Genomic DNA, 12161 nt, shown 5'->3' on the forward strand with positions numbered 1-12161 from the left:
TAGGAGTACCCGGGTACACCGTTGTCTCTCTTATCCTGTTCTTCGGCGCGGGCGGATCCCGACGGCGGCCCGGCGGAGCTCCGCCCGGGTCGCCACCGCGACGGTCTCGCCGCCGGCCGGGTCGTCGATCGCCACGGTGATCGATCCACCGGCCGGCGGGGACGCCAGTCCGAGCATCCCGAGGGACCCGAGCAGATCCCGGCACTGCGCGGCGGAGACCAGCCACCCGTCGAGCTCCGCCGGAGCGGCGCCGGGCGATGCGTCCGGAAGCAGGGCGGGCAGCGCCGCGTGGATGTGCAGGTGCGCGGTCACCGGCGGGCGGCTGGTGTCCCACGGCCGGAGGATCAGATCGAGTGCGCACGCCGAGCGCAGCACGCCCATCGGCCGCTCGTCGCCCTCGGCCCGCATCCAGCGGGCGTACTGGTCGACCGCGTCCCGCGCCGCGTGGACCGCGGGCAGCGGGCCCTCGATGACCAGCCGGCCGAGATCATCGGCGGTGCGCTCGACATGCACGTCGGCTCGGCGCTCGGCCTCCTTCCGGCGGCGCTCCTTGGCCTCGGCGTCGACCCGGTAGAGGTGGTAGCGCACCCGATCGCCCAGCCGTGACGGCGGGCAGTCCTCGGCACCGGGCAGCACCCGCGCCTGCACCTCGGCGGCAACGGCATCGGAGGCGTCACCCAGCAGGTCGAGCAGGATCCGGGCCTTCCGCATGGTCAGCCGCCCGGCGAAGAGCTCCGACCACGTCGCAGCCAGCTTGGTGGTGAGCAGGATCGACTCGACCGCCAGCCGGGAGGCCTCGGCCTCCGAGCAGAGGCGGATGGTGGCCAGTTCGGAGACGAAGTCGTCGGACACGTGCGCGAGCGCGGCGGGGCACCCCGCCCGCGAGCTCCGCCCCGGACCACCGCGCGGACCGAAGTCGGCGTCGCGCTCCACCGAGCGGCGGCGCGCCAGCTCCGCGATGACGGCGGCCTGCCGGGCGTACTCGCGGGCCATGTGCGCATCAGCGGACCAGATGTCGGCGACGAGTTCGAGTTCACTCGTCTCCTCCGACGTCACCTCCGAGGGCACGAACGGGATCGGCTCGCCATCCAACGGCGAGCCCGGCACCCCTTCGCTCCACATGCCTGCACGCTATGGGCGGGGTACGACAGTTTCCGCAGGTCAGGCACGACCCGGAGCGGCACCACCGCAACCTGTAGGGGGCGGCGTCCCCGGGGCGGTGGCAGGATCACCGCATGAGCCGACCACCGCACCCCCGGGTGGCCGCCGTCGCCCAGCTGCTCGCCGAGGCCGGTGCCACCGGCCAGGTGCGCGTCCTCCCGACCGAGGTCCGCACCGCCGCGGCCGCCGCCGCCGAGCTGGGCGTTCCCGTCGGCGCGATCGTCAACAGCCTGGTGTTCCTCGCCGACGGCTCACCCCTGCTGGTCCTCACCAGCGGCGCGCACCGAGTCGACGTCGACCAGGTCGCCGCCCTGCTCGGCGTCAGCTCGCTGATCCCGGCTCCGGCCGAGGAGGTCCGCCGGCACACCGGCCAGCCCGTCGGCGGCGTCGCCCCGCTGGGCCACCCCGCTCCCCTGGGCACGCTGGTCGACGTCGAGCTCGCCCGCCACGACCGGGTGTGGGCGGCCGCCGGTCACCCCGCCGCGGTGTTCCCGACCAGCTACGACGAGCTGCTGCGCCTCACCGACGGCACGCCCGTCGAGGTCGGCGCCGAGGTGGGCGCACCGTGACCGGCACCCGCCCCGCCACCCGCATCGTCGAGCTCCCCCCGCCGTGGATGCGCGAGCACATGCACGAGGTGCTGGCCATCTACGGGCTGGCCATGGGCTACGACTCCGGCGTCGTCGCCGGCCGGTACGGCTACGCCATCCAGCACACCGAGCGCCCCGGCTTCCGCGCCGTGGGCGCGTTCGCGCAGACACCCGAGGGCGAGCGGCTGGTCGGCTTCGGCTACGGCTACCTCATCGCCCCCGGGCAGTGGTGGCACGACCAGGTGCGCGCCGCGCTCGACCGGCGGACGGCGAAGAAGTGGCTGCCCGGCGCCTTCGAGGTGTGCGAGCTGCACGTCGACCCGGGCTCCCAGAGCCAGGGGCTGGGCCGGCAGTTGCTGCACGCGCTCGTCGACGTGCCGCACCCGGTCGCCCTGCTCTCCACGCCGGACGCCGACACGAAGGCCTTCCGCTTGTACCGGGCCGACGGCTTCGTCGACCTGGCCCGGAACTACCACTTCCCCGGCGACAGCCGCCCCTTCGCCATCCTCGGCATCCAGCTGCCGCTGCATCCGCGCGACGGGTCGCCGGCGAACTCCCGAGCGTGACCACTCCTCCTCCTGCACACGCCGACGTCGTCGTCATCGGCTCCGGTCACAACGGCCTGGTGGCCGCCTGCTACCTGGCCCGCGCCGGCCTCGCGGTGGAGGTGGTCGAGTCCGACGACGTGCTCGGCGGCGCTGTCTCGACCGTGGAGCGGTGGCCCGGCGTGCAGGTGGACCGCGGCTCCAGCGCGCACGTGATCATCCGGCACAGCGGCATCGTCGAGGAGCTGGACCTGGCCGCGCACGGGCTGCGCTACCTCGACTGCGACCCGTGGGGCTTCGCACCCGCACCGAAGCCGGGCGACGCCGGTCCCGACGGCCGCCCGCTGGTCCTCTCCGTCGACCTGGACGCCACCTGCGCCTCCATCGAGGCCGCCTGCGGTCCCGCCGACGCCGCCGCCTACCGCCGGTTCGTCGAGGTGTGGGGGCCGCGCAGCCGTGCCGTCGTCGCCTCCTTCGGCCGGGCTCCGAACGCCCGCGGCCTGATCGGCTCGTTCTGGCCGCTCGGCGCGCCCGCCGAGGGCCGTCCGCGCACTCCCGGCGGCGAGCTCGCGGTCGACTTCCTGGGCTCGGGCGACGCGCTGCTGGACAGGTGGTTCACCAGCGAGCGGCTCAAGGCGGCGCTGGCCTGGTTCGGCGCGCAGTCGGGACCGCCCATGTCCGAGCCCGGCACGGCGGCGATGGTCGGCTGGGTGGCGCTGCTGCACGATGTCCCGCCCGGGCACCCGGTGGGCGGCTCGGGCGGCCTGACCCGCGCGCTGCGCCGCCGGCTGGAGTCCGACGGCGGCCGGGTCACCCTCGGCGACGGCGCCGAGCGGCTGCTGGTCGAGGACGGCCGCGTCACCGGCGTCCGCACCCGGTCCGGGCGCACCGTCCGGGCCGGCGCCGTCGTCGCCGCCTGCCACATCGACGTCACCCGCCAGCTCGCCGGGGACGACGCCCCGCCGGTGCTCGCCGACGCCGCGCCGCCGATCGGCAACGGCTTCGGCCTCGTCGTGCGCGCCCTCACCGACGCTCTGCCCGCCTATCCCGGCGTCGCACCGGAGCAGGCGCTGCAGGGGCTGCAGCTGCTGTGCACCGACCGCGGGCAGCTGGCCTCCGCGCACGGCGACTGGCGTGCCGGCCGGGTTCCCCGCGAGCCGGTGCCGCTGGCGATGTCGTTCTCCGCGAGCGATCCCACCCTGGCCCCGCCCGGACGGCACGTGGTCACCATCTGGGGCCAGTGGTACCCCTACGCGATGGCCGACGGCGGCGACTGGGACGCGCTCGCCGATGCCGAGGCGCGCCGCCTGATCGAGGCGGTGGACCGCTACGCCCCCGGCTTCGCCGCCTCGGTGCAGGAGACCTACGTGCAGACCCCGCTGGAGCTGGAGCGGGAGCTGTCCCTGCCCCGTGGCAACGTGATGCACGTGGAGATGGGCCTGGCCAGCATGTTCATGCTGCGGCCGGCGCCCGCGCTGTCGGGCTACCGGGTCCCGGGACTGCCCGGGCTGTACCTGGCCGGGGCCTCCACGCACCCCGGAGGCGGGGTCTCGGGCAACTCCGGGCGGACGGCGGCCCGCGTGCTGCTGGCCGACCGGAAGGGCCCGCGCGCCGCGGCCGGCCGGGTGCTGGGCCGGCTCCGGGCGCTGCGCGGATGACCGCGACCGTCGTGCCGGCGACCACCCCTGGGCGGCTGCTCCCGCCGGTGCTGGCCGTCGCGCTCGTGGGCACCGCCATCGCCTATCCGCTCACCGACGGAGCAGCCCGGGACGTCGTCTCGTGGACGATCGTGCTGCTCGGCGCCACGCTGTCGGTGGCGCACGCCGCGATCAGCCGGGGACTGCGCACCGGCCTCGGGGTGCTGGGGGTCGTGGCCCTCACCGCCGTCGCGTTCGAGGCGGTCGGCCTGGCCACCGGCTATCCGTACGGCAGCTATACCTACAGCGACGCCCTGGGCCCCACGCTGCTCGGCGTGCCGTTCCTCGTGCCGCTGGCCTGGCTGATGATGGCCTGGCCCAGCTGGCTGCTCGCCGGGTACCTGGCCGACCGGCGAGCGGCGCGGATCGGCTGGGCGGCGGGGATCTTCGCGGCGTGGGACGTCGTCCTGGACCCGCAGATGGTGCAGGCCGGGTACTGGACCTGGGCGCACCCCACCCCGGGCCTGCCCGGCATCGACACCGTGCCGCTCACCAACCTGGCCGGCTGGCTGCTCGCCGGCGCGGTGCTGATGACGCTGCTCGACCTGCTGGTCGCGCGCACCGGGGAGCCGCCCCGGATCGGTCCGGCCGCCCCGCTGCTCGCCCTGGCCTGGATGACCCTCGGGGGCGCGCTGGCGCACGCCGGTTGGCTGGACCTGCCCGGCTCGGCCGCCTGGGGTGCGGTGCTGGCGGTGCCGGTCCTCGTCGTGCTGGTCCTCCGGCGGCGACGGGCATGAGCGGCCGCGCCGTGCGCGTCCTGTCCGCGCTCGCCGGGATCGGCGCCGCACACGCCGCGGTGAACACCGTCCTGCTGCGCCGGCCGCCCGACGATCCGCCGGCCAGCCCCTTCCCCGTCACCGTCGTGCTCCCCGTGCGCGACGAGGCGCACTCCGTGGGCGACTGCCTCGCCGCGCTCCTCGACCAGCGGGGCCTGGACCGGCTCCGGGTGGTCGTCGTGGACGACGGCTCCACCGACGGCACCGCCGACATCGTCCGCGCGGTGCACGACTCCCGGGTGCGGCTGGTGACCGCTCCTCCCCTGCCCGAGGGGTGGCTGGGCAAGCCGCACGCCTGCGCCGTCGGCGTCGCCGCTGCCGACCGCCGGCAGGACGAGGTGCTGGTCTTCGTCGACGCCGACGTCCGTCTCTTCCCCGACGCGATCACGTCCGCCGTCGCCCTGCTCGCCGCGTCCGGCCTGGACCTCGTCTCCCCGTGGCCGCGCCCGCTCGCGGCCGGTGCCGCCGAGCGCCTGGTGCAGCCGCTGGCGCCCTGGCTCTGGACGACGACGCTGCCGCTGCGGCTGGCCGAGCGCTCCCCCCGACCGTCCCTGGCCGCGGCCAACGGCCAGTTCCTGGTCGTGCGCCGGGACGCCTACGAGCGGGCCGGCGGTCACGCGGCCGTGCGGGGCGAGGTGCTGGAGGACATCGCGCTGCTGCGTGCGGTGAAGCGGGCCGGCGGGCGAGGAGGCCCGGTCGACGGTTCGCAGCTGGCCGCCTGCCGGATGTACGAGGGCTGGCCGCAGGTCCGCGAGGGCTACGCCAAGTCGCTGTGGGCCTCCGTCGGGAGCCGCCCGGCCGCCGGGGTGGCCGCCGCGGCGGCCCTGACCGCGGTCTACGTGGTCCCGCCGGTGGCCGCGCTCGGCGGGTCCCGCGCCGGGCTGGCGGGCTACCTGGCGGGAGTGGCGGGTCGGCTGCTCAGCGCACGGACGTCGGGCAGCCGGGCCTGGCCGGACGCTCTGGCGCACCCCGTCTCGGTGCTGCTGCTGGACCTGCTGATGCTGCGCTCGGTGCGTGGGCGGCGGCACGGGACCCTGCACTGGCGGGGGCGGCCGGTCGAGCCGGCCGCGCAGTCGTCGGCGACGATGGGGCGGTGACCGCTCCCGACCCGTCCCGGCCGCGCACCTCGTTCGACCCCGCGGAGATGGAGGTCGGCGCGTTCTACCGGGTGCTGAACTCCGTCGTCGTGCCGCGACCGATCGCGTGGGTGTGCAGCCGCTCGGCCGAGGGCGTGCACAACCTGGCGCCGCACTCCTTCTACACCGTCGCCTGCGTGGATCCGCCGATCGTGCAGTTCACCTCGGTGGGCCGGAAGGACTCGCTGCGCAACGTGGAGGCCACCGGCGAGTTCACCGTCAGCCTGACCCCCGAGGCGCTGTTCGAGCAGATCAACGCCACGGGCACCGACTTCCCGGCCGACCGGAGCGAGGCCGAGGAGGCCGGGGTGCGACTGGAGCCGGCGGAGAAGGTGGCCGCGATGCGGGTCGCCGACTCGCCGGTCACCCTCGAGTGCACGCTGCACTCGACGCTGCGCCTCGGCGACAGCACCGTCGTGTTCGGCCGGGTGGTGCACGTCAGTGCGTGGACCGAGGCGGTGCGGGACGGCCGACCGCGGATCGAGCACCTGCGGCCGCTGGCCCGCCTGGGCGGCAACGAGTGGGCGACGATCGGCGAGGTGCGGGAGATCCCCCGCATCCCCTACCGCGTGTGGGCCGAGGACCCCTCCATCGGGCAGCGTTTCCGAGGAGAGTGACAGCGGACCGGTCGCGGGGGCCGGAGGCCTTCCGACCGGAACGCACGGGCGCGCTCGACGCAGCAGGGGCACGGCACGTGGCCGCGGTGTCGTCCGGGGGACGACAGTGTCAGGGCAGGTGCGCCCCGATCTCGTCGGCCGCCTCGGCACCGAACGCCTCGGCGAAGCGGGCGAGGAAGCTCTCCCGCGGCAGGTCGTACTCCTGCGTACCGATCACCTCGACGGCCGCGGTGGCGACGGCGGAACCGAGCTGGGTGGCCCGCTCCAGGGACAGCCCCCACATGCGCCCGGCGATGAACCCGGCGCGCAGGGCGTCGCCGCCGCCGGTGGGCTCGACCGGCTTGGTCTCGGGCACCGCGATGACCTCGAGCGGCTCCTCACCGGCCCGGCGCACCAGCACGCCGTCGGCGGCACGGGTCGTCACCCAGGAGCCGACCCGGTCCAGCACCTCATCGGCGGTCCAGCCGGTCTTCTGCAGCAGCAGGGCCGCCTCGTACTCGTTGGTGAACAGCACCTCGGCGCCGGACACGAGGTCCATGATCATGTCTCCGCCGGCCCAGGCCAGCTGCTGGCTGGGGTCGGCGGCGAAGGCGTAACCGCGGTCCCGGCACTCCTGGGTGTGCCGCACCATCGCGGTCGGGTCGTTCGGGCCGACGACGACGAGGTCGGGGGAACCGACGCGGCCGACGACGGGCGCGAGCTCGATCCGCGAGGCCTCGGCCATCGCGCCCGAGTAGAACGACGCGATCTGGTTGTTCGCCTGGTCGGTGGTGCACACGAACCGCGCGGTGTGCTTGAGCTCCGACCAGTGGACGCTGCCGGTGTCGACCCCGTGCCGGGAGAGCCAGGCCTCGTAGTCGGCGAAGTCACTGCCCACCGCGCCGACGAGAACCGGCGTCAGGCCGAGCAGCCCGAGGCCGTAGGCCATGTTGGCGCCGGCGCCGCCGCGGTGCTGCACCAGGTCGTCGACCAGGAAGGACAGCGAGACGTTCTCCATCTGACCTTCGACGAACTGCTCGGTGAACAGACCGGGAAAGGTCATCAGGTGGTCGGTGGCGATGGAGCCGGTGACGACGACGGGCACGGTGGCGCTCCTGGAGAGGGTGGCTGGCGTCGGCGGCACGCGGCCGGCTGCGGGGGCCTGGGAGGGGTCGGGCACTGCACACCTTAGGAGCCGCCTGCGGCCCGGGCCCCGGCGAGGTGCGCGGTCGGCCGCTCAGTCGGGCGGAGGGACGTCCGCCTCGCCTGGCCCGCCGAGCTCCCCGCGGAGCCACACGCCGAGTTGGACGACGCCGACGGCACCCAGCAGGGCACCGACAGCGGCACCGCTCGTGACCACCACGCGGCCGGCCTCCAGCCCCGCGACCTCCAGTCCGGAGACCACGCCGGCGCCACTGAGGGTGAGGCCCGCCATGACCACCCGCGTGGGCCGCTCCCACAGCGAGATGGGGCCGGTCCGGTGTACGCCCGCCTGTCCGGCGCGCGCCCGCAGGTAGTCGGGCAGCCAGCAGAGCGCGCCGAAGCCGACGGCGAGCCAGCCCGGCGCACCGGCCGCCCAGAGGGCGGCGGCATAAGCGGCCTCCGTCAGCCGGTCGACGACGGAGTCCAGCACGTACCCGCGCTGCGAGGCCCGGCCGGTTCCGATGGCCAGGGCGCCGTCGAGGCTGTCCAGGAGTCCGGAGAGGCCGACCAGCAGCCCCGCCACCACCAGCCAGGCACCGCCGGAGGTGGCCGGGAGCACGGCCGCGGCCGCGACCAGCGCGCCGGCGGCCGTGGCCACCCACGGCGGAAGGGCGGCGAGCGGCCTGGCGAGCGTGTGCGCCAGCGTCAGCCAACCCCGGACCAGCGGCGCGCCGGTGTCGGCACCGCCGTGCCAGCGCGACCACGCGGCGAGGTACTCCTCCCGGTCGAGCACGGTGGGCCTCCTCTCTCGCGCCGCTCCGGCGCTCCAGCAGGCACAGTAGGGGTGTGTTCGCCGGTCTCTCGCCCGCCCGCCGTCGCGTCGTCCTCGGGCTGGCCGCGCTCCTGGTCCTCGTGGCGGCCGCCGTCGGGACGGCGGTCGTGCTCGGCAACCGGGACGAGCCCGCGAGTCCCGGCGCGTCGGCGCAGGAGCGCCCGGGCCCGGTGCTGCTCGTGCCCGGCTACGGCGGGAACACCGCCGTCCTGCGGCCGCTGGCCGACAGGCTGGCGCTCGAGGGCCGGGACGCCACCGTGGTGCAGGTGCCCGGCAGCGGAACCGGCGACCTGGCAGAGTCGGCCGTCGCGCTCGACGAGGCGGTGACGGCCGCGCTGGCGCGCACCGGCGCGGAGTCCGTCGACATCATCGGATACTCGGCGGGAGGGCTGATCGCCCGCCTGTGGGTGTCCGGCGCGGGTAGCGATCGGGTGCGCCGCGTGGTGACGCTCGGCTCCCCCCATCACGGCACCGACCTGGCGGGCCTCGCCGGCTCGGTCCTGCCCGGGCAGTGCCCCCTCGCCTGCCAGCAGATGGACCCCGCGAGCGACCTGCTGGCCGAACTCAACACCGATGACGAGACCCCGGACGCCGCCGGCTGGGTCTCCTTCTGGACCACGCAGGACCGGACGGTGACCCCTCCGGACTCCGCCCGGCTCGCCGGCGCGCTGAACGTGGCCGTGCAGTCGGTCTGCGCGGACGCCGTCGTGAGCCACAACGGGCTCCCCACCGATCCGCTGGTGCAGGCGATGGTGCTCGCCGAGCTGGGTGCCGGCGACGTCGTGGAACTGGGCCCCGACGACTGCGCCGATCTCCGGGACGGGGCTCCGGCCTAGCTGGTGATGTCCTTGGTGGTGAAGCTCGCCCACGCGGCCGACAGGAGCGCGCCCACGTAGACCCCCTGCAGCGCCAGCCCCCGGGTGACGTCGCGCCAGAGGATCGGTTCGCGGAAGAGGTCGACGAACGACAGCCAGTACCGGGTGGGCAGGTAGGGCGCCAGCGGCGAGGCGGCGTCGAGGGTGAACAGCAGAGAGGACGCCACGAGTACGGCCAACGCCCCCATCGTCGCGCCCAGGGGTGAGTCGGTGAGCGTGGAGAAGAAGAGCGCGAACGCCGCCACGCCCAGCATCGACACCGCCACGTAGCCGATCGCCAGCAGGGTCCTCCACGCAACCTCCTCCGGTGTCAGGGAGGTCCCGGACACGGAGGTGCCGCCGGCGACCGGCTGCGCCTCGAACAGCGTCGTCCCGATGACGTAGCCCACGGCGGCCACGACCAGCACCGTCACGAGCACGAACGCCAGGACGGCGACCAGCTTGGCCACCAGCAGCCGGGTGCGCCCGGCGGGGCGCGCCAGCAGGTAGCGCAGCGTGCCGGCCTGCGCCTCCCCGGCGATGGCGTCCCCAGCCACGACCGCGACCGCGATGGGCAGGAACAGCGGGAGGACGATCGCCAGCGCGGCCAGCGGGTACAGCGTGCCGTTGCTCAGCACGGCCGAGAGGAACGGCGGACCCTCGCCGGGCCGGGGCGCCAGGTCGGTCAGCACCAGGAGCACGGCGACGAGCACGGGCAGGGCGTTGAGCACCGCGATGGTCGCCCAGGTCCGCGGACGGCGGAACGTCTTGCGCAGCTCGACCAGGATCACGGGTGTGCCTCCACCCGGTCGGGGCTGGCGGCGGTCCTGGCCAGCACGACCTCCTCCAGGGTCGGCCGCTCGATGGCCAGCCCGGTGACCGGCACGCCGCCCCGCACGAGGAGCGCGTTGACCTCGGCCGGGTCGCTGCCGCGGACGACCAACCGGTCCCCGGTGACGGAGGTGAGCCGCCCGTCGAGCAGCGCCCGCGCCTGCTCGGGCGCAGGCGTCACCACGACCGTCGCCCCGGTCGGCGCGGTGAGGGTCGCGAGCTCGTCCTGCAGCACGAGGCGCCCGCGGTCGAGCACGCCCACCCGCGAGCACAGCTGCTCCACCTCGGCGAGCAGGTGGCTGGACAGGAAGATCGTCGTCCCGCCGCGGTGCAGGTCGATCAGGAGCGCGCGGATCTCCGAGATGCCCTGCGGGTCCAGCCCGTTGGTCGGCTCGTCGAGGACCAGCAGGTCGGGACGGCGGAGCAGCGCGCCGGCCAGCCCGAGACGCTGGCGCATGCCCAACGAGTAGGCCTTGACCGGACGACGGCCGACCCCGCCGAGCCCCACCTGCTCCAGCACCGCGGCGATGCGACGGGTGCGCGTCCGCCACGAGCCGCCAGGCCCGGACGCGTCGAGCAGCGCGAGGTTCTCCCGGCCGGAGAGGTGTCCGTAGGAGGCGGGGCCCTCGATGAGGGCGCCGACGCGGGGCAGCACCCGTTGCCGGGCCCGCGCCGTCCGTGCGCCGAGGAGCTCGATGTCGCCGCTGGTCGCCAGCACCAGACCGAGCAGCATCCGGACGGTGGTGGTCTTGCCCGATCCGTTGGCGCCGAGAAAGCCGTACACGTCACCGGCGCGGACGTCGAGGTCGATGCCGTCCACCGCCCGCAGCCGGCCGTAGCGCTTGACCAGGCCGCGGGTGGCGATGACCGCGCTCACGGCGCCGGCCGCAGGTCGGGCACCTCGGCGGCCGCAGTGGCGAGGGCGTCCACGGTGACCGTGCCGGTGAGCACGTACGGACCCTGGCCGGGCACGTCCACGACCATCAGCCCCACCGGTCCGGCCGCCACCCGGACGCTCGATCCGTCCACGACGGCGCCCGGGGCCTGCGCCAGCGTCGTCCGCAGCCCGCTCGCGAGGCGGCGGGGCAGGGGGGCCACGGTCAGCAGGGTCACGCCGCGGCCGTAGAGCCCGATGCCCGGCGGCACACCCTGGAGCGTGCGGCGCGGCAGACCGGCGAGCTGGGCGGGGAACGGGACGGTCCGGATCCGTCGCCCGGCCTCGAGCAGGACCTCGGCCTCCTGCGCCGACCGCACCCGGGCTCCCGGCGGCGGCGCGAAGGCGGTGGTGGCCGCCGCCGGGGTGCCCAGGTCCAGATCGAGGAAGCGGGTGTCCATGGCGGCGCGATCAGCCGCGTCGGCGAACAACTGGACCTGCAGGGGCAGCCCGGTTCCGCCGTCGACCCAGACGTCGACGTGGGATACGGAGGAGGCCGGCTGACCGGGCACGAGCCGCAGGCCCAGCGCGTTCCGGCCGGCCACCCGGCGGGCACCGATGCGGGTCACCTCCCGCTCGGTGGCCTCGGACAGCAGCCGCCGGCCCAGGGCGCTCGGCAGCAGGTCCGGCGGCGCGGGCAGCGCGAGGGGGCCGAGGACCGCCCGGGTAGCGGTCGCCCGCTCGTACTCCCAGGTCCACGTACCGGTCGCGTCCCGGCGGATGCCGGTCTCACCGCCGGCGGTGACGACGTCGACACGGTTGTCCGCGGGGCCGCGCCACCACACGCGCATCGTCGTCCGGTCGCTGAACAGGTCGGCCACCGACCCGAGCTGCTCGGTCACCGGCAGCGCCAGGCCGCCCGCTGACTCCGCATAGCCGGAGAACCCGACGTCCGCGCTGGCAAGGACGGCGGCCCGGAGCTCCACTGCGCCCACCGGCTCGTCGGCGGCCGGCAGCGCGCCGATGAGCGAGGGCAGCGCGACGAGCGCGCCCACCAGCGCGGCGACGACCGCCCAGCGCGCGACCGCGCCGCGTCCGCCTGCCGCCACGCCGCCCACGGTACGAC

Annotated in this window: 13 protein-coding genes; 7 read left to right on the plus strand and 6 right to left on the minus strand. The window is 75.6% G+C overall.

The features are described from left to right. Positions 1–30: 30 nt before the first annotated feature. Complete coding sequence (locus tag C5508_RS06795; protein WP_157944018.1) at positions 31–1122, minus strand: hypothetical protein; 1092 nt, start codon at positions 1120–1122, stop codon at positions 31–33. A 113-nt stretch (positions 1123–1235) separates the two neighbouring features. Here C5508_RS06795 and C5508_RS06800 point away from each other — a divergent pair, with 113 nt between their 5' ends. Genes C5508_RS06800 through C5508_RS06825 form a run of 6 tightly spaced genes read left to right on the plus strand, consistent with a single transcriptional unit; the run spans position 1236 to position 6522 of the window. Then, positions 1236–1730 carry a YbaK/EbsC family protein gene (locus C5508_RS06800; RefSeq protein WP_104524191.1) on the plus strand — a complete coding sequence of 165 codons (495 nt, stop codon included), beginning with the start codon at positions 1236–1238 and terminating at the stop codon, positions 1728–1730. Then, positions 1727–2317, plus strand: a complete 591-nt coding sequence (locus C5508_RS06805) for a GNAT family N-acetyltransferase (protein ID WP_104524192.1) — start codon at positions 1727–1729, stop codon at positions 2315–2317. Before C5508_RS06800 ends, C5508_RS06805 begins: the two co-directional genes overlap by 4 nt. Continuing rightward, a complete protein-coding gene (locus C5508_RS06810) occupies positions 2314–3954 on the plus strand; it encodes a phytoene desaturase family protein (RefSeq protein ID WP_104524193.1) in 1641 nt (546 codons plus the stop codon). Before C5508_RS06805 ends, C5508_RS06810 begins: the two co-directional genes overlap by 4 nt. Continuing rightward, positions 3951–4730: a carotenoid biosynthesis protein gene (locus tag C5508_RS06815; protein ID WP_104524194.1), complete on the plus strand. Its 780-nt coding sequence runs from the start codon at positions 3951–3953 to the stop codon at positions 4728–4730. The genes C5508_RS06810 and C5508_RS06815 overlap by 4 nt, the downstream gene beginning before the upstream one ends. Continuing rightward, on the plus strand, positions 4727–5866 hold the full coding sequence (locus C5508_RS06820) for a glycosyltransferase (protein ID WP_104524195.1): 1140 nt from the start codon (positions 4727–4729) through the stop codon (positions 5864–5866). The genes C5508_RS06815 and C5508_RS06820 overlap by 4 nt, the downstream gene beginning before the upstream one ends. After that, positions 5863–6522, plus strand: coding sequence for a flavin reductase family protein (locus C5508_RS06825; RefSeq protein ID WP_198597935.1), 660 nt, complete (start codon positions 5863–5865; stop codon positions 6520–6522). The genes C5508_RS06820 and C5508_RS06825 overlap by 4 nt, the downstream gene beginning before the upstream one ends. Before the next feature lie 109 nt (positions 6523–6631). On the opposite strand, the gene C5508_RS06830 is transcribed toward C5508_RS06825, so the two are convergent. Continuing rightward, entirely contained in the window at positions 6632–7606 is a 975-nt protein-coding gene (locus C5508_RS06830; protein ID WP_104524196.1) for a carbohydrate kinase family protein, read from the minus strand. Positions 7607–7738: 132 nt separating this feature from the next. Then, complete coding sequence (locus C5508_RS06835; RefSeq protein ID WP_104524197.1) at positions 7739–8437, minus strand: CDP-alcohol phosphatidyltransferase family protein; 699 nt, start codon at positions 8435–8437, stop codon at positions 7739–7741. Between the two features lie 53 nt (positions 8438–8490). Here C5508_RS06835 and C5508_RS06840 point away from each other — a divergent pair, with 53 nt between their 5' ends. Further along, on the plus strand, positions 8491–9312 hold the full coding sequence (locus tag C5508_RS06840) for a lipase family alpha/beta hydrolase (RefSeq protein WP_104524198.1): 822 nt from the start codon (positions 8491–8493) through the stop codon (positions 9310–9312). Here the strand turns inward: C5508_RS06840 and C5508_RS06845 are convergent. From C5508_RS06845 to C5508_RS06855, 3 genes are read right to left on the minus strand one after another with little or no spacing between them, the layout of a single operon-like run. Further along, positions 9309–10121, minus strand: a complete 813-nt coding sequence (locus tag C5508_RS06845; protein ID WP_104524199.1) for an ABC transporter permease — start codon at positions 10119–10121, stop codon at positions 9309–9311. The genes C5508_RS06840 and C5508_RS06845 overlap by 4 nt on opposite strands. Continuing rightward, entirely contained in the window at positions 10118–11038 is a 921-nt protein-coding gene (locus tag C5508_RS06850) for an ABC transporter ATP-binding protein (RefSeq protein WP_104524200.1), read from the minus strand. The genes C5508_RS06845 and C5508_RS06850 overlap by 4 nt, the downstream gene beginning before the upstream one ends. After that, on the minus strand, positions 11035–12144 hold the full coding sequence (locus C5508_RS06855) for a LolA-like protein (protein WP_232796968.1): 1110 nt from the start codon (positions 12142–12144) through the stop codon (positions 11035–11037). The genes C5508_RS06850 and C5508_RS06855 overlap by 4 nt, the downstream gene beginning before the upstream one ends. Between the last annotated feature and the right edge of the window lie 17 nt (positions 12145–12161).

This window comes from Blastococcus atacamensis, from assembly GCF_002938425.1.
In the GTDB taxonomy this organism is placed as follows: Bacteria; Actinomycetota; Actinomycetes; order Mycobacteriales; family Geodermatophilaceae; genus Blastococcus; species Blastococcus atacamensis.

Excerpts from the sequence above, each read along its gene's own strand:
- C5508_RS06820 (WP_104524195.1), top strand. The coding sequence starts at position 4,727 with ATGAGCGGCCGCGCCGTGCGCGTCCTGTCCGCGCTCGCCGGGATCGGC.
- C5508_RS06815 (WP_104524194.1), top strand. The coding sequence starts at position 3,951 with ATGACCGCGACCGTCGTGCCGGCGACCACCCCTGGGCGGCTGCTCCCG.
- C5508_RS06795 (WP_157944018.1), bottom strand. The coding sequence starts at position 1,122 with ATGTGGAGCGAAGGGGTGCCGGGCTCGCCGTTGGATGGCGAGCCGATC.
- C5508_RS06800 (WP_104524191.1), top strand. The coding sequence starts at position 1,236 with ATGAGCCGACCACCGCACCCCCGGGTGGCCGCCGTCGCCCAGCTGCTC.